The organism is Xanthomonas graminis pv. graminis (genome assembly GCF_030168915.1).
Classification (GTDB): Bacteria; Pseudomonadota; Gammaproteobacteria; order Xanthomonadales; family Xanthomonadaceae; genus Xanthomonas_A; species Xanthomonas_A translucens.
Genome location: NZ_CP076255.1, coordinates 3,190,223 through 3,208,722, shown reverse-complemented (window position 1 = coordinate 3,208,722; position 18,500 = coordinate 3,190,223). Strand labels below are relative to the sequence as shown.

Annotated in this window: 20 protein-coding genes; 2 read left to right on the top strand and 18 right to left on the bottom strand. The window is 68.0% G+C overall.

Features of this window, described 5'->3' with window-relative positions:
- Nucleotides 1-29: 29 nt before the first annotated feature.
- The 4 genes from KHF85_RS13900 to KHF85_RS13885 all read right to left on the bottom strand — a co-directional run bounded on the left by KHF85_RS13900 (nt 30) and on the right by KHF85_RS13885 (nt 6,238).
- Complete coding sequence (locus KHF85_RS13900; RefSeq protein ID WP_284567114.1) at nt 30-1,334, bottom strand: histidine-type phosphatase; 1,305 nt, start codon at nt 1,332-1,334, stop codon at nt 30-32.
- A gap of 108 nt (nt 1,335-1,442) precedes the next feature.
- Nucleotides 1,443-4,337, bottom strand: a complete 2,895-nt coding sequence (locus KHF85_RS13895; protein WP_284567113.1) for a TonB-dependent receptor — start codon at nt 4,335-4,337, stop codon at nt 1,443-1,445.
- Between the two features lie 333 nt (nt 4,338-4,670).
- A complete protein-coding gene (locus tag KHF85_RS13890) occupies nt 4,671-5,750 on the bottom strand; it encodes a FecR family protein (protein WP_409976619.1) in 1,080 nt (359 codons plus the stop codon).
- Entirely contained in the window at nt 5,747-6,238 is a 492-nt protein-coding gene (locus tag KHF85_RS13885) for an RNA polymerase sigma factor (RefSeq protein WP_409976707.1), read from the bottom strand. Before KHF85_RS13885 ends, KHF85_RS13890 begins: the two co-directional genes overlap by 4 nt.
- A 255-nt stretch (nt 6,239-6,493) precedes the next feature.
- On the opposite strand from KHF85_RS13885, the gene KHF85_RS13880 reads away from it, so the two are divergent.
- Nucleotides 6,494-6,997: a hypothetical protein gene (locus tag KHF85_RS13880; RefSeq protein WP_284567112.1), complete on the top strand. Its 504-nt coding sequence runs from the start codon at nt 6,494-6,496 to the stop codon at nt 6,995-6,997.
- Here the strand turns inward: KHF85_RS13880 and KHF85_RS13875 are convergent.
- The 5 genes from KHF85_RS13875 to KHF85_RS13855 all read right to left on the bottom strand — a co-directional run bounded on the left by KHF85_RS13875 (nt 6,982) and on the right by KHF85_RS13855 (nt 11,953).
- On the bottom strand, nt 6,982-7,611 hold the full coding sequence (locus KHF85_RS13875; protein WP_284567111.1) for a hypothetical protein: 630 nt from the start codon (nt 7,609-7,611) through the stop codon (nt 6,982-6,984). The two genes, KHF85_RS13880 and KHF85_RS13875, sit on opposite strands and share 16 nt — an antisense overlap.
- A 78-nt stretch (nt 7,612-7,689) precedes the next feature.
- On the bottom strand, nt 7,690-7,830 hold the full coding sequence (locus tag KHF85_RS13870; RefSeq protein ID WP_284567110.1) for a hypothetical protein: 141 nt from the start codon (nt 7,828-7,830) through the stop codon (nt 7,690-7,692).
- A gap of 358 nt (nt 7,831-8,188) precedes the next feature.
- Entirely contained in the window at nt 8,189-10,249 is a 2,061-nt protein-coding gene (gene xopF2 / locus KHF85_RS13865) for a type III secretion system effector XopF2 (RefSeq protein WP_284567109.1), read from the bottom strand.
- On the bottom strand, nt 10,246-10,656 hold the full coding sequence (locus KHF85_RS13860; RefSeq protein WP_284567108.1) for a hypothetical protein: 411 nt from the start codon (nt 10,654-10,656) through the stop codon (nt 10,246-10,248). The genes xopF2 and KHF85_RS13860 overlap by 4 nt, the downstream gene beginning before the upstream one ends.
- A gap of 517 nt (nt 10,657-11,173) precedes the next feature.
- On the bottom strand, nt 11,174-11,953 hold the full coding sequence (locus KHF85_RS13855; protein ID WP_284569556.1) for a winged helix-turn-helix transcriptional regulator: 780 nt from the start codon (nt 11,951-11,953) through the stop codon (nt 11,174-11,176).
- A gap of 559 nt (nt 11,954-12,512) precedes the next feature.
- Here KHF85_RS13855 and KHF85_RS13850 point away from each other — a divergent pair.
- On the top strand, nt 12,513-12,644 hold the full coding sequence (locus KHF85_RS13850; protein ID WP_256032110.1) for a hypothetical protein: 132 nt from the start codon (nt 12,513-12,515) through the stop codon (nt 12,642-12,644).
- Between the two features lie 104 nt (nt 12,645-12,748).
- Here the strand turns inward: KHF85_RS13850 and KHF85_RS13845 are convergent, their stop codons facing one another.
- From KHF85_RS13845 to sctP, 9 genes are all read right to left on the bottom strand, one after another.
- Nucleotides 12,749-13,219 (bottom strand): CesT family type III secretion system chaperone, encoded by a 471-nt coding sequence (locus KHF85_RS13845; protein WP_284567107.1) that lies wholly within the window; start codon nt 13,217-13,219, stop codon nt 12,749-12,751.
- Between the two features lie 98 nt (nt 13,220-13,317).
- A complete protein-coding gene (locus KHF85_RS13840) occupies nt 13,318-13,611 on the bottom strand; it encodes an ATP-dependent helicase HrpA (protein ID WP_284567106.1) in 294 nt (97 codons plus the stop codon).
- A 199-nt stretch (nt 13,612-13,810) separates the two neighbouring features.
- The gene (gene hrpD6, locus KHF85_RS13835) at nt 13,811-14,068 is read right to left on the bottom strand and encodes an HrpD6 family protein (RefSeq protein WP_284567105.1); all 258 of its coding nucleotides are present in this window, start codon (nt 14,066-14,068) and stop codon (nt 13,811-13,813) included.
- A 17-nt stretch (nt 14,069-14,085) separates the two neighbouring features.
- Nucleotides 14,086-15,036 carry an HrpD5 family protein gene (hrpD5, locus tag KHF85_RS13830; protein ID WP_284567104.1) on the bottom strand — a complete coding sequence of 317 codons (951 nt, stop codon included), beginning with the start codon at nt 15,034-15,036 and terminating at the stop codon, nt 14,086-14,088.
- A complete protein-coding gene (locus tag KHF85_RS13825; RefSeq protein ID WP_284567103.1) occupies nt 15,033-15,887 on the bottom strand; it encodes a type III secretion system export control protein in 855 nt (284 codons plus the stop codon). The genes hrpD5 and KHF85_RS13825 overlap by 4 nt, the downstream gene beginning before the upstream one ends.
- The gene (gene sctS, locus KHF85_RS13820; protein WP_064539085.1) at nt 15,884-16,144 is read right to left on the bottom strand and encodes a type III secretion system export apparatus subunit SctS; all 261 of its coding nucleotides are present in this window, start codon (nt 16,142-16,144) and stop codon (nt 15,884-15,886) included. The genes KHF85_RS13825 and sctS overlap by 4 nt, the downstream gene beginning before the upstream one ends.
- Before the next feature lie 4 nt (nt 16,145-16,148).
- Nucleotides 16,149-16,796, bottom strand: a complete 648-nt coding sequence (gene sctR / locus KHF85_RS13815; protein ID WP_064539084.1) for a type III secretion system export apparatus subunit SctR — start codon at nt 16,794-16,796, stop codon at nt 16,149-16,151.
- Nucleotides 16,783-17,829 (bottom strand): type III secretion system cytoplasmic ring protein SctQ, encoded by a 1,047-nt coding sequence (sctQ, locus tag KHF85_RS13810; protein ID WP_284567102.1) that lies wholly within the window; start codon nt 17,827-17,829, stop codon nt 16,783-16,785. The genes sctR and sctQ overlap by 14 nt, the downstream gene beginning before the upstream one ends.
- Before the next feature lie 22 nt (nt 17,830-17,851).
- Nucleotides 17,852-18,499 carry a type III secretion system protein SctP gene (sctP, locus tag KHF85_RS13805; RefSeq protein WP_284567101.1) on the bottom strand — a complete coding sequence of 216 codons (648 nt, stop codon included), beginning with the start codon at nt 18,497-18,499 and terminating at the stop codon, nt 17,852-17,854.
- Nucleotide 18,500: the final 1 nt, after the last annotated feature.

Genomic DNA, 18,500 nt, shown 5'->3' with positions numbered 1-18,500 from the left:
GTCGCCGGCCGATGGCCGGAGGCATGGCCTCATTCGCTCAGGAACTGCGGGTCGATCGCCGCACCGATCAGCGCCGCCAGCGTCGGCAGCGCACAGTCGTAGTTCGGCGTGGCGCTGCTACAGCCGGGAATGAACACCGGCGCCGACGGTGGCGGCGCCTGCAGCGTCAGCGTGCGCCGTTCGCGCAGTTGCTCCAGGCTCTGCGCGGTGTAGCGCAGGCGGATCACGCGTTGCCCGTCGGCGCGGCGCCAGCGCTCGAACACCAGCGCGCCGCCAGGCACGGTCTGGTCGGGCTGGTAGCCGGGCAACTGCCAATGCAGATCGAGCATGCCGGCCAGCAGGGTCAGCGTGCCGTCGTGTCCGGACAGCACCACCAGCCGCGCATCGCCACCGATCGGCGCGGCATGCGCGGCGTTGTCGCTGCCTTGCTGCAACGTGGCCAGCACGCGCGCGGCCAGCGGCGAAGCGGCCATGCGCGCCACCGCCGGCGCGCGCAGGCGCAGCGCGAATTCGGCCTGGTGCGGGGCGAAGGCGCGCAGCAGGCTGGCCTCGTCCAGGCCTTGCCAGCCCAGCGCGGCGAAGTCCTGACCGTCGGCCCAGCCCATCAGCAGGCTTTCGCTGATGCCGGAGGCCGCCGCCGCGGGGCCTTCGATGCCGGGAATCCCATCGTTGGTATCGCCCATCTGCGCGGTTACCGCGTCCAGGCGCTGCTTGCCGGCGCCCGCGTCGGCGGGGCACGGCCGCTGCGCGCACTGCAACAGCAACTGCTGCAGCGTGTCGATCGCATCGCGCTGCGCCGCGTTCCAGGCGGCGGCGTCGCCGCCGATGCGGCCGGCGATGGCCGCGCGCATCAGCGCGGTCGCGGCGGGCGTGCGCAAGGCCGCCGCGCCGTCGAACAGCGGATCGGACGCGCCGTCGGCGACGCTGTGCACCTCGTTCGTGCAACCCGGCGTCAGCGTGCTCGCCAATGCGTGCGCCGAGGCGATGGTGCGCTGGGTGCGATTGGCCCAGTAGTAGGCGCTGGCGCAGGCGTCGCCGGCGAACAGGCCCTGCGGGGCATAGAGCGCGTGGTAATAGGCGCCGAACAACTGCTCCAGGCGCGCGCCATTCTCGGTCAGGTGGCCGGCCGGCACGCCGAAGCGCTGCCATGGGCGCGCCGAATAGCGGCCCAGCTGTTCCGGGCTGGACATCGCCGAGCGCACGCCGTGGCGCTTGAGGATCAGCACTTTTTCCAGGGTGTCCTGCGGCGTTGCGACTGCGGTGTGCGCGGCGGCGAACGGCAGCAGGGCGAGGACGCGCAGCGCGGCGGCGGCTAGGCGAGGGATCGATGGCATCGGCATGGTCCGGAAGAGGCGGGACGACAAGGCGCGGCATGCCGCTGGCCGCGGCACCGGCCGGGAAGACGGTTCAGCGTGCAGCGGCGCCGACCGCGCTGGCACGGCTCAGAAGCGCGCCCGCAGGCCGACCGACCAGGTGCGGCCGTAGTCGGTGTAGCCGCCGAACAAGTGGTCGCCGACGTACTGGCGCTGCACCTGACCGGTGAGATTGATCGCGTTGACGAACACCGACAGGCTGTCGTTGACCTTGTAGGCCACGTTCGCGTCCAGGCTGCCGAACCTGTCGCTGTTGAGCGTGGCGACGTTGGCGGTGCCGACCGCGTTGAGGATGTCGTCGCTCCAGCCGTAGCTGAGCCGCGCCATCAGCGGTCCCTTCTCGTAGAACAGCACCGCGTTGTAGGTATTCCTGGCCACGCCTTCCAGGCTGTCGGTGAAGCTGCGGCTGCCGTCGCGGTAAGTGGCCTCGCTGTCGGTCCAGGTGTAGTTGAGCTGCATGCCCAACCCGTCCAGCGGTGCCGGCAGGCCGGCGAACACCTGCTGGTAGGCCACTTCGGCGCCCTTGACCTTGGCCTGGCTGCCGTTGGTCTTGGACGACAGCAGATAGGTCTGGCCCTGGTAGAGCAGGTTCGACATCTGGGTCTGGATGAAGCTGGAGATGTCCTTGTAGAACACGCCGCCGGTCAGCGCCGAGGTGCCGTCGAGGTACCACTCGAAGGTCAGGTCGTACTGCCACGCCTCGAACGGCTTGAGCGCGGGATTGCCGCCGCTGGCGGTGAGGATCTCGCCGCTGGAGTTGAAGGTGAGCTTGGACGACAGGTCGGTGAGATCGGGGCGGGTGATGACCTTGGCCGCCGAGCTGCGCAGCACCATGTCCTCGCGCACGTCCCAGGCGGCGTTGAACGAGGGCAGCACGTTGCTGTAGCTGCGCGCGAAATGCACCGGCTGCGCGGTGGCGTCCACGTCGGCATGGCCGTCGGTGGTCTGCGCGGTGCGCACCAGGCGCACGCCGAGATTGCCGCGCACCTCGCGCCCGGCCAGCTCGCTGCCGAAATCGGCCATCGCATAGGCCGAGCCGATCTTTTCCTGCACCTCGTAGGAGTTCTGCAGGTCGGCGCTGTTGGGCGTGTTGCTCAGGTCTGCGGCGGTCGGCCAGTTGCCCCAGAAGCGGGATTCGACCGGCGCCAGCCATTGCCTGGGTAGATTGCCGTTGGCGTCGGCGAGCATGCCGTCCACCGGCAGCGCGGTGAAGTGGCCGGCCGGGAAACGCACCCCGGCGATGCTGTTGAGCAGCAGGTCGGCGCGGTCGTAAGTGCGCGAGCGCTGGCGGTATTTAGCGCCGAATTTCAGGTCGCGGAAGAAGTCGCCGTCGAGCGCGCGCCTGGCATCGAACTGCAGCGCGTCCTCCTTGTCGCGCGCGTCGATCTCGCGCCACTCCAGGCGGCGCCCGGCCACGGTGGCCGGGTTGTTCGGATCGAAGCCGTTGGTGAAGCTCCAGTCGGGCACGTTGTCGCCGTCGGCCTGCGGCATCTCCACGCGCATCGAGAGATTCGTGCCGCTGCGCAGGCGGGTGCGCCGGATCGGGTCCGAATCGTAGCTGTGCGCCTGCGAGTGGAACGCGACCGCGCCCAGCGTCCAGCGATCGCCGCTCCAGGTGCTGGACAGGCGCGCGCTGCGGTTGTCGTCGGTGATGCCGGAGGTCTCGCGCGAGATCTGCACCTGGCCGTTGCGGTAGTCGAAACCGGCGATGCCGCCGTGCTCGACGCGAATGTTGCTCATCTTCGCTATGCTGTCGAAGCCCACGCCCAGGCTGTACTCGTCGTAGTGCACGGTCTGCTTGGCGTACAGCAGATCCAGATTGGTTTCCCACGCCGCGCTCGGTTTCCACTGCAGCGAGGCGGCCACGCCGCTGCGTTGGCGGTGTTCCAGTTCCAGCGTCGGGCGCAAGCCGGTCGGCGCGTAGTAGGCGCCGGGCGCGCCCGGCACGCCGTTGCGGTAGTAGTCCCAGCTCACTTCGTTGACCCGGTCCTGGCGCAGGCTGCGCTGCGCGTAGGCGCCGGAGATCAGCAGGCCGAAGCTGCCGTCGGCGTTGACCCAGTTGAACAGGCCGGACACGCGCGGGTCGTTGGCATGGGTGCGCTGCGCCTGGCTCGATTCCAGCGACACGTTGGTCAGGGTCTTGCCCAGTTCCAGCGGGCGGAACGTGCGCACGTTGACGATGCCGCCGATCGCGCCTTCGTCCAGGTCGGCGGTGGGGCTCTTGATCACCTCCAGGCCGGACACCAGCTCGGCCGGCAGCGTGTCGTAGCGGAACTGGCGCCCGGTCTGCCCGGAGGTGCGTACGTTCTCGTTGACCGCCATGGTCTGGCCGTTGAGCGTGGTGACCTGGAAGTTCGGACCCAGGCCGCGCACGCGCACGTACACGCCTTCGCCGCGATCGCGCACGATCGACACGCCGGGCACGCGCTGCAGCGCTTCGGCCACGTTCTGCGCCGGCAGCTTGCCGATGTCCTCGGCGGCGATCACGTCGACCACGCTGTCGGCGTAGCGCTTGGCGCGCAGCGCGGCGCTGAGGCTGCCGGCGTAGCTGCCGAGCACCTGGATGCGGTCCAGTTCCTTCACCGGCGCGTCGGCCGTGGGCGCGGCGGCCGGCATGGCGGCGGAGCTCGCGGCCTGGGTTGTCTGCGGTGCATCGCTGGCCGCGCTTGCCGATTCGATCGTCACCGTGCTCGGGTTGAGATAGCGGTAGCGCAGGCCGGTGCCGTCGAGCAATTGCTGCAGGGCCTGTTCCGGCGCCGCGCCGGCGTGGGTGCCGCGGGTCTGTGGATTGCCGGCCACGCCAGCGGCGTAGACGAATTGCAGTCCGCTCTGCCGCGACAGGGTGTTGAGCGCGCGCGCCAGGGGCTGCGCGGGAATCGCATCGACCGCGACGGGCATGGGCTGGGCGCCGGCGCTGCCGGCATGCAGGGCGAGGGCGATGGAAAGGAACAGGGGGCGGCGCATCGTCGTGGTCCAGTGGCAGCGGAAGGTGGGGCGCAGCGCCGCGGCGAAGGGCGCAATGCTGCGTTGTGCCTGGACTACGAGGATCGACAGCGGCGATCGGGCACCGCTTTTCGATGAATTTTCTGTGACACGTGCGGTCGGCGAGCACGGGCGGAGGTTGTTCGCTGCGGTCCACGTCTGCGCGATCGGAACGGCGCGGCGTGATCGGGGCGCGCGCCGATCATGCGGCGCGCAGCGCGTCGCCGGCAGCGCGGCGCGCGCGTTCGCCATTGCAGGCAGCGTTCGCCATCTGCGCAGGAGCGGTGGTCGCGTGTCTGGCGACCGGCGATGTGGCTAGTGCGCGCCCGGCGGCGGCGCGGCGCGGCTGCCGACGCGGATGACGTCGGTGCCGGCGCTGACGCGCAGCGTCGGCTGCTCGGCGAGGAACGCGCGCAGCGAGGCGATGTCGTCGCCGCGCAGGTTGCCGGTCAGGCGCATCGCGCCGGCGGCGGCATCGTCGATCAGCAGGCGGGTGCGGTTGAGCCGATTGAAATCCTCGGCCACGTTGGCCAGCGGTTCGTCGCGGAACACGATGCGGCGCTGCCACCAGGCATGCATCGCGGCGATGTCCTCGCTGGCCAGTTCGACGGTGCCGCTGGCAGCGTCGATGCGCGCGCTCTGCCCGGCGCGCAAATCGGCCAGCATCGGCTGCCGCGGGCGATCGGCGCGCCACACGTGCACGCGGCCCGCGGCCACGTCGATGCGCGCCTGCTGCCGGTACAGGGCGATGTCGAAGGTGGTGCCGATGTCCTCGACCCGCAGCGCGCCGGCCAGCACCTGCAGCGGGCGCCGATCCGGCGCGACCACGACGCTGGCCTGGCCGCGCAGCAACTGCAGGCGCCGGCTCCACGGGGTCATGGTCGCGCGCAGCGCGCTTTGCGCGTTGAGATGCACGGTGCTGCCATCGGCCAGCTGCACGCTGCGCTGCTCGCCGTGTGCGGTGCTGTAGCGGGCGGTGCGCGGCCAGGCCCAGCCGGCCAGTACCGCCACACCGCACAGCGCCGCCGCCAGGCCCATGCCCCAGCCGCGCAGGCGCGCGCGGCGGCCTGCGCCGTGGGGGAGCGGCGCGGCAGGGCGCGGTGGCGGTTGCGGTAGCGGCAGCGCGATCACGTTGCGCGGCGCCGGGTCGGCATCGGCGCAGCGGTCGGCGGCGAGCAGCGCATCCACGTCCAGATCCATGCTGCGCAGCGCAGCGCCGAGCGCGCCGGCCACGCGCAGCACCGCCAGGTATTCGCGCAGGTGCAGCGGCGATGCGGTCAGCCAGGCCATCAGTTGCGCCTGCTGCGTCGGGTCCAGCGCCTGCATGCGTTGCAGGGCATGCCAGTGTGCGGCCTCGGCGGTGGCGCTGCGGCTCGGGAAGGCGGCTGCGCTCACCAGCTGTCTCCGCTGTCGGCCAGCGCCCGCCGGCAGGCCGACAGCCCGCGCACCACGTGCTTCTTGACCATGTGCGCGGACACGCCCATGCGTTCGGCGATCTGCTTGTAGCTCAGGCCGTCGCGGTACTGCATCACCAGCACCGCGCGGGTGCGTTCGGGCAGGCCCGCCAGCAAGGCCTGCAGGCGCTGCTGCCGCTGCTGTCGCTGTGCCGTGTCTTCCACGTCGTCCGCTGCGGCCAGCAGTTGCGAAAACTGCTCCAGCTCGTCGATGCGCAGCGGCGCCTGCTTGCGCCGCGCGGCCTGTTCGCGCGCCAGGTTCAGCGCCACCGTGTACAGGTAGGCCTCGGGGTTGGCGATCGCCTCGCCCTGCTGCTGGTGCGCGCGCAGCAGGCGCAGGTAGGTCTCCTGCACCATGTCCTCGGCGTCCTCGCTGGCGCCGCGGCGCACGAAGAAGCCGCGCAGCACCGGACCGTGCTGGGCGAACATCTGCGTCCACGCGCGTCTGGCGTTGCCGGTCATCGTCTGCGTTCGGCGCACGGCGGGCCAGCCTCGCTGCCGCAGATGACATGACGATGACGTGAGCCATGACGTGGTGGTGCGGGCCGGTCCGGCCGCCCGCAAGCCTGCTGGCCGGTCGCCTGCATTCGCTTCGCTTTCCGAAAATTCGTGGTTCATGGCGCGCGCGGTTTCACGCCGATCCAAAATGGATGCCATGTTTCGATTTCTACGAAGGAAACAATCATGGGTTTAGGTCGCTGTTTTGGTTCCGGTGGGTCGTCAAGCGCGCGTTACCAGCAAGATGAGCACGCACAAGGGTCTGCCACGCCGCGCTCGCCACGTGAGCGCGATCCCTATCAGCCGGTTTCATTGAACGATCCGGCGTTTGCCTGCCTGCCACGCCGCGTCTCGCAGCTGCCGCCACAGGACAGGGGCCATGCCATTAACGCGAGCGGTCTGCAGACGGTGCGTGGCGAGGCGGAACAATTGAGGAGTCAGATCGCTGCACAGGTCAATCAGGAGGGGCCGGGTCTGCAGCCGACGCTGAATGCATTGAATATCATTATCGGGAGAATCGACGCCAAGTTGAGAGGCGCGCGTGGGAGGAACGGTCCTGACGAGTATCGTGAAGCAATCGCACAAGTGCGCCGAGATTTCAACGCGTACAATTCAGCAGGGATCGATTCGGGGAGGCACTTCGGATACAGCGGTCAGCTAGACGACTACAATCCTTACGCTCGGGACTGAGTCGTTCTGCCGCCACCAAGCTTCGGTGGCGGTCGGCGCTGCCGATCGAGCAGGCTGTCCACCGCGGTCCAGCGCGCCGCGCCACGCCACGCCAGACGCATGATGCGAGGATCGGTCTTGCGCCGTTCCCCGCAGTTGGCACAAGACCGCGCTGTTTGTCCCGCATCATGGCGGCGGCGATGGGGGCGCGGCCTCACCGGCCTCGCCTGCTGGCGGTCGGCGACGGTCTTCCACTTCCCTGACCGCCGCCTCGGCCTGCCATGCAGTGCCGACAGGGCAATCGCGTTGCCCAGGGCGATGTTGCAGTCGATCGCGGCAGTACGCGCGATCGATTGATCCAGCACGCGCATGAGGTCCTGGCGCCGGCCCTTGATCGCCGGATCCCATTGCTGGCCAGTGCCGGCCTGGGCGGCCTCTTCCTGGGTGACGTTGATCCAGCCGTAGGTCTCCAGCAGGGTGTCGATGGTGGCCTTGATGGCGCTGGAGCGCAGCAGGATCCCGATGGAATCGTCACTGTTCAGATTGGTCGACAGCCCGGCGAAGGACTGTCTTGCCTCGGCGAGATCTGCCGGGACGAAGACTTCGGCGGTGTTGTTGGCGATGATGTTGGCCATCGAGTAGAAGTGGCCCGCCCAGGGGATATGCCCGCCGCCGACGCCGCCGTTGGTTTCCTATGCAGTGCCGACCATGGGCTACATCGCCTGGATCGTGTCGCGCGCGACCGCATAGGCGGTGATGTTGTTGCCCGATGTGAGCAGGCGTGCCGCCGTTTCCGGTTGACCGATGGAGGGGCCGATCGCGCCCATGACCATGTTGCCGGCGACGCTGGCCACGGCCAGGCACCAAACCGCATCCGCATAACGGCGCTGTTCCTGCCGCTTCGCACCGCGCTGCTGTGGCGGCAGTGCATTGCGCGAGGCTGAGGTTGTGGAAGCCGCGCGCGGCCGCGTTGGGATTGCGCTGCTCGCGCTTCTGCCGCAGTGGGTGCAGCGCCATGGTCGCCGAGCCGGCGACGACCTGCAGGGGAATCACCGCTTCCGGCGGAAGCTTGCGCAGGGCGGCGAACAGCGCCTCGCCGCCCATTTCGCGCAGCAAGGTGGTGGGGCCGACCGAAGAGAACGGATCCAGCAGATGGCCAAGCGCCTCGCGCAGGAATTGGCGATCGGCGCTGCGGCACGCCGATCGCCCGGTCTACGTGCTGGTTTGGGGCCGCCCTTTGCGCCAATCGATCAGTGCTTGGCGCTGCACCAGGAGTGCACGCACGTCGGTGATCTGGTCTTTCAGCGTGCGTAGCCGCACCAGGAGCTGCGTATCGGTGCCGTCCGGCGCGTCGAGCACCTGGCCGATGGTGGCGAGGGCTGTCTCGAGTCTGCTTCGTTCGAGCACGCCCGTGCCATGCTGCAGCGACTGCTCCAGCGCGGCGGCGACCTGCTGCAGGCGCACATCCTGGGTCTGCGCGGCGGCATCGCGGATGAGGCCGATCTCCGGCTGCAACCCGGCCTGGATGGTCAATGCCCTGGACCTCAGCCTGGCCTGTTTGTTGTCGCGATTCGTGTCCAGGTTCGCGGCCAGGTCGTGCTTGGTATCGCTCAGGGCGCTGTTGGTCGCATTCCAGACCGTGTCGTTGGAAAAGGACTGGCCGAATTGCTGGACGACGCTGCCGGGCGAGGACAGGGATTCATTGGCCGCAGGCGCGCCGTAGTTGCCGCGCACCAGCGACGCCAGCACCAAGCCTCCGCCGGTGGCGACCCAACTGGTCAAGATATTGCCGCCCAGATGGCGCAGCAGCAGGTCGCGCGCGCTGCGCCCCGCCATCAGCGGCGACGTGAACGGTAGCGTTGCCAGGGCGCCTGCTTCCTGCGCGATCTCCGCAAGCGTGTGATGCAATCGCCGCGCGTCGCTCCAGCACAGCGCTGGCGCCGATTCGTCGTGGCGCGCGAGCCGGAACAGATTGACCTTCTGGGTGCCGCCGACCAGATTGTCCACCTGGGTCTGGCCGGTACTGGGCAGCGCCTTGCTGGTTTCGAGGATGGCCTTGCCGAGCGCGGAGGAGGTGCCGGAGCTGACCATCGAGGTGCCCAACACAAGGGGCGGTGACAGCAGGGTTGCGGTGCTGCTCAGGCTGCGCCGTACCGCGTTGATCGTGCCGCTCAGCAACGGGCGCAGGAAGGTGGCCTCGGCCTTGCCGTCCATCAACTTCTGCCGTTCCAGCAGCTGCCGTTGCCGATTGAGCGCGGTGCTCTGCAGTGTCTCGAGGGTCGGTCTGTCGCTTTCGTGTTCGAGTTGCAAGACCTCTTCGTTGCGCAGTGGTCGCCAGAAGTGCTTTTTCCCCTCCGGCGTGATCTCCAGTTGCACCGGTCCGGGCTCCGGGCTGAGGATGGACGGCGCAATGGGCTTGAATGCGGGCATGTTGGCCAGGCGCACGCGGCGTTCCATGGCGCTCAACAGGATCTGCTCGGTGAAGTAGGAGGTGATGCCGGAGGTGGCTCCGCCGACCGCCGTCGGGCCGACCTTGGTGGTAAGGCTGCCGTCTTGCTGGTCGTACTTGGTCGCAGTGGCGCTGCCGGGAGGAGTTCGCAGTGCCGAGGAGAGAAATCCCTTCAGCGTTTCGTAGGCCGCCGGCAGCGACGCAGCGCTGCCCACTGCGCTCATGTTTTCGTTGAAGCGGTAGCCGCCGTTCGGGCCGTACGCTTCGTGCCGCTGCTGTAATTGGTTGGCCGCCCACTGCACGTATTCCGCTTCCAGTTGCTCCTGGGTCTCCGGCGCATCGTCTGCGTCCGCGGTTGCGTCGTACCGGTTCAGTTCAGTACTCACCTGGTTGACGAACGCCCGACGCTGCAACTCAGGGGACGGCCGGCTGCTGCTGGAGCCCGAAGCGTGCGTCGAAGCGTGGTGCTGCAGCTGCAAGGGCGACGCGATGGCGGAACGAGAGGACGTTTCCGGCCGGTCTTGGAGGTGGACGGCAACGTGCGGGCTGGCGGCGCGATCGGTGTCCTGCGATTCGGCCCACAGGCGGATCTCTGGGACGGAGCTGCTTGCGGTTGACGGCGTCGTGCCCTCCGGCGTCGGCGAACCGCCTGCCTGGAGGCGGTCGCGTCCCTGCGGCCGCGGGCGCGGCGCGCGCGGCGAGAGCGCACCGCTGGGGCTGGCTGGTGGCGAGGGCTGTATCGATTGCTGCGAGGGCGTGGGCGCCGCCTCGTGCGGAGCGTGTGTCGGCGAAGCGGCGGCGGATGTGAGCGGCGAGGCTCTCATTGCGTCGCCTCCTGGGCATGCGCGGCCGGGGCATCGTCCAGCAGCGCGAACAGGATCGCCCGGCCCAGCGCCTGGACCTGGTCCAGCTGCGTGGCCACCTGGTCGACGCCGTCTGCATAAAGCAGCGGGCGCAGCGACAACATGCCTTCGTTGGCCAGGCCAAGGCGCAGGCCATGCTCGGTCAGCATGAGGTCCTGAATCGCCAGCAGACGGACGACGTCCTCGCCGCCCAGTTCGGCGCCTGTCAGCGGCAGCAGCGCTTCGGGATAGACGCGCCATGTCGCCCCGTGCGGTTCGCTGTGCAGGCGGCACAGCAATCCGGACGGAGCGACGAACGGCTCGCCGCCTGCGGCGGTCTGCATGAGCTGTGCATCGATGCCGAGTCGCAAGCCGATTTGCGCGAACACGGCATGCAGCGGAACGGATGGCGCCGGTACTTCGCTTTCACTCGACATAGAAAAATCACCTGGGATGGATAGGGGATGCCGTCATCAGTTGGTCGTGGCCTGATGTTCGGTTGCACGCCTTGCAGTGGCGAAAAACATTTGAGTCGTGTCCTGGAAGCACGGAACCGCTGCACGCGAAGCCGATGTCGGACAAGCGAAGCGAACCGTGCGGCGATGGCCGGCGGTGGCAAAAAAGTGTGGACTTCATCACTTGCGCAATGCCGGCGTCGTGCGCGCGCATCGCAGTGCACGCTAGCGAGCGGCTGCGGCGCGCGCGCCAGGCGCCGGTGCATGCACGTGCTGGCCGACAGCGGGTGGGCCGGCAGCGGACCGGTGTGCGCCGCGCGGTCGCGGGCCGCCGCCGCCGCCGTCAGCGAAGGCGCGGTGCTCGCAGAGCGTGGTGCACAGGTTGGGGCAGGCCGTTGCGGTTACGCACCGCTGCAGCCGCGCTGGATGCGGAGGCGTCCAGCGCGGGGGCTCACGCGCTGGCCAGTGTTGCCGGCAGCGGTGCCAAGGGCGGCAAGGGCGGCTCGCACGGGCGCTCGCCTTCGATCAGCTCGAGCTGGTAGCCATGCGAATAGATGGTGCGGATACGCACGCTGCCGGTACTGCATAGCCGCAATTTCTTGCGCAACTTGTAGATGTGCTGCTCCAGGGTGCGGTCGGTGAAGTCGCTGACGCTGCCCCAGATGGTCTTGGCCAGCTGGCAGCGACGCAGGCAGACGCCCGCATTGGAGAACAGCAGCCACGCGATACAGAACTCGCGCGCGGTGAGCTTGATCGGCTCATCGTTCAGATAGACCGTGCTGCTGGGGCGATCCAGCAGATAGGCTCCCACACGGATGCGCTGGTCGTCGTTGGCGGCCGGCTCCAGCATGCGCGTGGCCAGAGCGGCGCGGACGTGCAGTTCGTTGGTGTTGAACGGAATGCTGAGCACATCCAGCGCGCCGGCACGGTACCAGTCGAAGATCGCCGTGCACGTCGGAAAGCGGCCGATCACGATCAGCGGGATCGGCCGGCCCTGATGGCAGTGCTGCCAGGCCAGCACCGCGCTGTCCAGCGGCGAGGTGCAGTTCGCGTCGAACAGGATCAATTCGCACGGAGACTGGCGCAGGGCGCGCAACACCTCGAGCTCTTCGCTGAAGACCTCGAGTTCCGGACGCAGGCAGCGCAGGCTTTCGGAGACCTGGGCGATCAGCGCCGGGTCGCGGCTCAGCAGCGCGTAGTGCTGTCCCCGAGGTGCCCAATCGGGACTCATCATCGCGTTCTCCAATATATGCCGGCAGCGGTGCCGCCTGACCGGCACGTAGCCATTGCGGCGGGACGGGGTACGGCGAGAGAGCGGGGGCGGAAGAGGGGGGCAGGGCGCATAGAAAATATCGCGAAGTCGCTATCGGGGGAGGTAGACAATGGCGCGTCCTAGCAACACTGGATTGACATAATCGCGAGATGGATAAGAAATAAGCAACACTCTGGCTCAAATTTCTCTTTATGACATCGATTGCTTTAGCTTGCGGTCAGCCTCCGACTGTGGTGCGGCTTTTCCGAACGGCGCGGATTCAGCCGCCAGTGCGCGGCGTATGGTGGGCGGTTGGGTGGTGCCGGTCGCGGTGGTGGTAGCGGTAACGTTGGCGCTTGCCGGATCGATGGGGGGCGGGCGATGCGATGCGGCCGCCGCTCCGGTGCCTGCAAGCTGACGCCTGCCGGCTTGAGCATTGGCATCGCCGTGCGGGCCGGCCGGCACGGCGTCGCCGGCAGCACGGGAGCCCGGAAGGGGGAAGCCATGGTGGCTCGCGCTGTCCCGCGCAGCAGACGGGATGAACGAAGTGCTGAGGGGATCTTATGTGCCGCCGATCACTTTTTGCGCCATCGCACAGGCCGATGCGCAGGCGATGACCGGCCTCAGGGCGGTCTGCCGGGGCGGCGATCGCGGCGCCCGTGTGCCGTAGAGCGTTTCAGGTGGTTGTAAAGCGCCGGCGACCGGCCAATGCATTGCGTGCCATGGGCGATTCAGGTTTGGTCTTGGCCTGGCAGCATTGGCGAGGCGAATGGGTCAGGCGCGGATCCAGAGATAGTCGCCGGTGCACAGCGCCGAGTACATCTCGTCCGTACAGGCAAAGATGGTGTCGCGCCAGTAGCGGCCGTGCTGGATATAGTGGTTGACCAGATCGGCGAGCCAGTCGCCATGGATGTCGGCGTCCAGGCCCACGCGGGCGATCAGCACCACTTCACCGCTGGCCGGCTCCAGCCCCAACTGCGCCTGGTCTTGCGCATAGACGGAAAGGTTGGCCTCCAGCATCAGCCGGAAGACCTGCAGGGTGCGGCCGGGCGGCAGCACCCCGAATCCGATCAGCAGGTACATCGCCGCATCCGGTTCGGCCAGCGCGGCCTGGTCCGGATAGCGCAGGGTGACCTGGAAACCGTCGTTCTCGAACGAAAAATGGGTCCCAGCCACATTGGCCGGGACCATGCCCAGTGCAGCGCACAGGTCGTCTATCAGCCTTGCAAAAACCGGTTGGCTCATCGTTGCGCGAACCGGTGTTCAGCGGCAGGCGGATGGGCGGCGAGGCTTCCGGTGGAAGTCTCGCCGCCGCTTGCACCTCGCAGTGCCGCTACTGCTCATCAACCCTGGGTCAGGCTCTTGACATTTTGTCCAGCCTGCTTCGCCAGGTTGCACTCGGCCACGCAAAAATTCAATTCGTTCTGTAGCCGGGTGACTCCCCGCATCATTCCTTCCTGGTTGGCCACGTCTCCTTGCATGTTCGCGAGCGTGCCACCCATCTGGCCTGCGCCGATGGTGTTTTCGCCCATGCCGGCCATAGTGTTGATGCCCATGCCTGCAATCCCATTACTGAAGGACCTGAAGGCGCTAGATGCGCTGTTTGCGTTGGCCAGAGCGCCAAAAGGAAATGACATAAGTTTTCTCCTCGAAGTTATCGCTGTGAATGAACACGCTTTCGCGTGGGTACCGGCGGCGCCTGCCGCACGGGTCTTGGCTGGCCTGTTGGGGCCAAAGAGCGGAGACAAGTCGCTTGGGAGCGCTGTTTCCGGCTGTACTCGTCAGCGTCCATGCAGCGATTCCAAACGGCTTCACGTTACGGTTACCGCGCAGTTTCTAGGCATCGGCATCGGGTTCGGCTTCACGCACCTGGGTCACCACCTCGGCGGCGGCGAGGAGTCCCTCGTGCATTACCTGCGCCTGACTGCGCTCATGGGCATCTGTCGCCGAGATCCTGTATTGGTTCGCTTGCTCTGCGGCGTCGCGCAGTGCGGCGATGGCCCGGTCCAGGCGCTGACCCGAGGGATCCTCGCGGCGCGTTTCCAGCAGTTTGTTCAGATCGTTGCCGATGCTGCTATCGAATGTCTCGAACATGGCGGTGTCATCCAGTGTCAGGGGGAGATGTCGCTGAAATGCTTGGAGCCGTCGGGCGTCTCCACGTAGTGCAATTCGTCCACGGACAGGGCCGTGTCGTAGGTGTTGGGCAACGCGTCGCGCGGGTCCAGCGCGCGCAGTCTGGCGTCGATCCGCACCACGCGCGGACCCATGTCGTGGCGCAACTGCTGCAGTCGCTGCGCCACCGTATCGGGGTGTTCGCTGCCGCCGCTGACCTCGTACACGCCATGCCCGCGATAGCGGATCGTCAGGTTCGGCTCGTGCAGCGATTCGGTGATCGATTCGATCACCGTCTGGGCGATGCCGAAATGCGTCTGCCATGGCCCTGGATGCCGTTCCAGCCAATGTTCCACGCGCTGCGCATCGGCCGTGCTGCGCACCATGCCCTCGATCTCCACCCGGTCCTGCACAGCGCGCAGGCGCAGCTCCGTCTGTCCCATCCGCGCGAAGGCCTGCTGCGCCTGCGCCATCTGCGTCTGCGCCGCGGACTTGGCATTGGCCCTCGGCGCGTCGTAGCGCCAGGCGGTCAAGGACAGGGCCAGCACGGTCACTGCCGCGATCCAGGCCAAGCGCCGCTTGCGCTGCGACGGGGGCGTTGCAGCGGGAGCGCCGGCAGACGGGCTGACCGGCTGCGATTGCGGTTGCAGCGCATCGCGGAGCAGTTGCAGCTCGTTCGGCCATGGCTGGTCCGACGGCCCGGTGCACAGCACGATGGCGTCGAAGCACACCGGCACGTAGGGCTGCAGCGCTTGCGCCACATCCGGCTGGGTGTCGTCGGCATAGCGTACGTTTGCATCTGCGTCGATCTCCAAGGTCAGCGAGGGGCCGGTCCAATCGGTCAGTTGCAGGTCGGCGCTCTCTTCCGGGCCGAGCTGGTAACAGCCTGGCGACAACGGTATCCGCGCGCCGGCGTGGCGCCCGGTCAAGATGCGAATCTCGGCATTCATGCGCGAACTCCTTCCATTCCGATACAGGCGATGTCAAGCATTGAGATGGCGCGTTGCCGGTGTCCTGCGTGACGCGGCCGGCCCGCATGCAGCACCAGCAGCGGCAGCAGCACGTGCAAGGTCTGCACGGCCCGCTCCGGCATGTTCGGGGTAGGCAGTACCAGCTCTTTCAGCTGCGTACGCACCTGTTCCAGCGACTGGGTCTGCGTCGCGGTCGCCGACGCCGTTTGGGCGAGGTGTTCGCGCAACAGCATCCAGTTGGCGATGTTGAAGGACATCGGCAACGAGCGATCGAGGACGCGCTCGCGCACCTGCAGCAGCGCGTGTGTCATCGCCAGCTGCGCCTGATCGCCGGCGGCGCTGCGGTAGCCGTGCAGGATCTGCTCGAAGGCCGCATCGCTCTGGGAAAGCTGCGCCGCCGCCGCGGGCACCGGCGCGTCGCCGGCCTCTGAGGCATCTGAGGACGGCGCGGCCGCGGGTGTTGCATCGTGCGCAACTCCGCCGCCGGAGTTGTGGTCTTGCTCCGATTCCTGGTTCGGTTGCTGCTGGGCGCCGGCATGGACCTTGAGCGAGGCGGCTTCGGCGTCGCGTTCGGTTTCGAGCGCCAGCGAGGGCGGTTCCGGCAATTCGCCTTCTTCATCGACCTGGCGGCCGCCGACCAGGCGCCTGCGCCTGTTGCGCCAGCTCGGTGGAAACCGCGCCGACGAGGCGACGGCGCCCGACCAGAGGCTCTCGCTCTCGCCGGATTCTTGCGCATGCGCGTCGGACGCGGGACACTCTTGCGGCGTCCCGTCCGCCGAGACGATCTGCGTGCCGGATCTGGTGACGCGGCCGAAACGGGGCTTGATCATGGGAAGGCCGCTCCGAACATGGTCTTGGCGAACTCCAGCACTGCGCCGGCGCCCCATGGCGCGGCGATGAGCAGGCTGACGACGACCACGATCAACTTCAATGCGAAGGAGATCGATGCGTCCTGCAGCGACAGCACCGCTTGAAAGAAGGCGATCACCAGGCCGGAGGCCGCGGCGACCACAACCACCGGCAGCGAGACCATCAGGCACAGCATCAGCGCATCGGAGGTGAAGCGGACCAGATCGTCGGCACCCATGGCATCACCTATAGGTCAGGATCAGGCCGTGCAGCAGCGTGGACCAGCCGTCCAGCGCCACGAACAACAGCAGTTTGAAGGGAATCGCCACATTGGTCGGGGTGACCTGGTTCAACCCGAGCGCCATCAGCGCATTGGCGATGACCAGATCGACCACGATGAAGGCAAGGTAGATCAGGAAGCCGATCCTGAAGGCGTCGGTGAGTTCGGTCAGGGTGAAGGCGGGGGCCAGCACGATCAGGTCGTCCGGCTTGAGCGCGTCGGCCTGGTCCTTGGGCCAGATCTGCCGTGCCGAGTGCATGAAAAAGGCCTTTTCGCGCTCGCGGGTATGCGCCAACAGGAAGCGTTTGAACGGTTGCCGCGCCGCGTCCATCATCACCACCACCTCGCTGGTGCCGGGTGCGGTGCCGCCGCCGGAGCGGGCGATGCGCATCGCCTCCATGCCCACCGGCGCCATCACGAAGCAGGACATGATCAGGGCCACGCCGTTGAGCACCATGTTCGGCGGTACCTGCTGCACGCCGATGGCGTTGCGCAGCAGGCCCAGAACCACCACGATCTTCGTGTAGGAGGTGATCACCATGGCTGCGAACGGCAGCAGCGCCAGCAGCACCACCAACAGCAGCAGCGAGCCGAAGTCAGGCGTCTGCATGTGGATGTCCGTTCACGCTGAGCAGTTGCACGCCGAGATGGTCGCCGATGGCGATCAGGCGCCCGTTGCCGATGCTCTGCCCGTAGACCATCAAGTGCACGCGTGCGTCTTCCAGCGAGGTGTTCAACTCGAGCACATGGCCAGGGTGCAGCGTGCCCAGTTCGCCCAGCGGCAGCACCAGCGGATCCAGTTCCAGCTGGACCGGAACGTCCACCTGTTCGACCGGCACGGGCGCGGACGGAGGGACGGATTGCCCGGGTTCGGCGGCGGTGGTGGCATCGCTCATCTGTGCCATGTCTGCGCTGTCCTCTATGTGGAAGGTGTTGCATTCGATATGGCCGTGCAGCCGCCATTGCCGGCCGCTGGCCACGCCGCAGCGCAGCCAGGCGCGATAGCCGCCATGGCGGCGTTGCAGCGGTGCGATCAGCGCATCGCCGGGGCGTAGCGAGGCCAGCCGCTCGCTGCGATAGCGGCGCTCGCCGAGGCACGGGTACACGCAGAGCCGCAGCGACTGCAGCGTTGCGCCGGGCGCCGCGCCTGCGTCGATGCCGCCGCAGGCCGCTTCCAGCGCCTGCATGGCGCTGGCGCAGGCATCCACCGGCATGCACGGCAGTGGCAACGCCGTGTCGCCCAGGACCAGCAGCGGACCGCATGCGCAGGGCAAGGGCGCTTGCCAGGCGGCGAAGTCGACGACCCGCGGCTGGCCGAGGCCAAGCTGCCCCAGCGCCGCCAATGGCGCGTCCAGCAACAGCGCGGCCAAGGCGGTCCGGGTCGCGCCGCCATCGACCAGCAGCGCGCGCAAGGCGGGATCGGCAGCGATGTCCATGCACAGCACCAGGCGGCCGGCGCTGCCAAGCTCCACGCCGACCTGTGCGTAGATCCCCGACTCCGGCAGGCCGCGCTGCAGCGTCAGCGCCGCCGCGTCGGCCAGTGGCGGGCGACACAACAGCCGTGCCAGCCGGACCGCCGAGCGCGGGATGCGCGGCAAGCGGGTCTGCAGCTGCGAGATGGGGGCGATCGCTGGGCTGGACATGGGCATCGACAGGGGGAGGTGGTCAAACGATTTCTATATCCACGTCGCAAGGCTCATGCAGTACGGCATCCAGCGCTTTGTGCAGGCTTTGCCGACCAGTACACACTAGCTGCTGCGCGAGCGGCGTACCGCAGCGGAAGCGAAGTAACAGCGAGCCAGGCGAAAGGCGCATCCACAGGTGGGTGGCCGGCAGCACGTCTTCGCGCAGATCCAGCTGCGCTTCCCACAGGCCGCCGTCGCGTACCGGTGCGGCATTGCAGAACTCGCTCACGTGTGCGGCCACCCGTTGCATCGCCAGGCGCGCGTGACTGTCGTGCAGCAAGGCGTTGGCGATGCGGCGTTCGATGTTTGCGGGCGTGGTCGGCGGCGGCACGACTGGCTGGGCGGGATCGTGCGGATCCGCTGCCGCTGCATCGGGCGCTGCCTGCTCCGGCGCATCCGTCCGCAGCTGGTCGCCGGGCATTTCCGGCTCTGACGCCAGCATCGACAGGACGGTTGCCGCCTCCTCGTCCTCGCATCGCGGATCGTCCTGATCGTTGCGGCATGCGCCGCGGGAGCGAGCGCCACACAGCGACCAGCGCGCGCGCGCGGCAGAGGGGGGCGGACATTTTCCGCCTGGCGCGGCCAGCGGCGCCTTGCCGATGATGGTGGGACGCAGCGGCCGGCGCATC

What these genes read in the sequence shown, in the direction of transcription:
- KHF85_RS13885 (WP_409976707.1), bottom strand. Translation starts at nt 6,238, where the DNA reads ATGTTCGCCCAGCACGGTCCGGTGCTGCGCGGCTTCTTCGTGCGCCGC.
- KHF85_RS13825 (WP_284567103.1), bottom strand. Translation starts at nt 15,887, where the DNA reads ATGATCAAGCCCCGTTTCGGCCGCGTCACCAGATCCGGCACGCAGATC.
- KHF85_RS13855 (WP_284569556.1), bottom strand. Translation starts at nt 11,953, where the DNA reads ATGAGTCCCGATTGGGCACCTCGGGGACAGCACTACGCGCTGCTGAGC.
- KHF85_RS13895 (WP_284567113.1), bottom strand. Translation starts at nt 4,337, where the DNA reads ATGCGCCGCCCCCTGTTCCTTTCCATCGCCCTCGCCCTGCATGCCGGC.
- sctS (WP_064539085.1), bottom strand. Translation starts at nt 16,144, where the DNA reads ATGGGTGCCGACGATCTGGTCCGCTTCACCTCCGATGCGCTGATGCTG.
- sctP (WP_284567101.1), bottom strand. Translation starts at nt 18,499, where the DNA reads ATGCGCCGGCCGCTGCGTCCCACCATCATCGGCAAGGCGCCGCTGGCC.
- sctR (WP_064539084.1), bottom strand. Translation starts at nt 16,796, where the DNA reads ATGCAGACGCCTGACTTCGGCTCGCTGCTGCTGTTGGTGGTGCTGCTG.
- hrpD5 (WP_284567104.1), bottom strand. Translation starts at nt 15,036, where the DNA reads ATGAATGCCGAGATTCGCATCTTGACCGGGCGCCACGCCGGCGCGCGG.
- KHF85_RS13880 (WP_284567112.1), top strand. Translation starts at nt 6,494, where the DNA reads ATGGGTTTAGGTCGCTGTTTTGGTTCCGGTGGGTCGTCAAGCGCGCGT.
- KHF85_RS13900 (WP_284567114.1), bottom strand. Translation starts at nt 1,334, where the DNA reads ATGCCATCGATCCCTCGCCTAGCCGCCGCCGCGCTGCGCGTCCTCGCC.
- KHF85_RS13875 (WP_284567111.1), bottom strand. Translation starts at nt 7,611, where the DNA reads ATGGCCAACATCATCGCCAACAACACCGCCGAAGTCTTCGTCCCGGCA.
- KHF85_RS13840 (WP_284567106.1), bottom strand. Translation starts at nt 13,611, where the DNA reads ATGTCATTTCCTTTTGGCGCTCTGGCCAACGCAAACAGCGCATCTAGC.
- KHF85_RS13845 (WP_284567107.1), bottom strand. Translation starts at nt 13,219, where the DNA reads ATGAGCCAACCGGTTTTTGCAAGGCTGATAGACGACCTGTGCGCTGCA.
- KHF85_RS13850 (WP_256032110.1), top strand. Translation starts at nt 12,513, where the DNA reads ATGAACGAAGTGCTGAGGGGATCTTATGTGCCGCCGATCACTTTTTGC.
- sctQ (WP_284567102.1), bottom strand. Translation starts at nt 17,829, where the DNA reads ATGTCCAGCCCAGCGATCGCCCCCATCTCGCAGCTGCAGACCCGCTTG.
- xopF2 (WP_284567109.1), bottom strand. Translation starts at nt 10,249, where the DNA reads ATGAGAGCCTCGCCGCTCACATCCGCCGCCGCTTCGCCGACACACGCT.
- hrpD6 (WP_284567105.1), bottom strand. Translation starts at nt 14,068, where the DNA reads ATGTTCGAGACATTCGATAGCAGCATCGGCAACGATCTGAACAAACTG.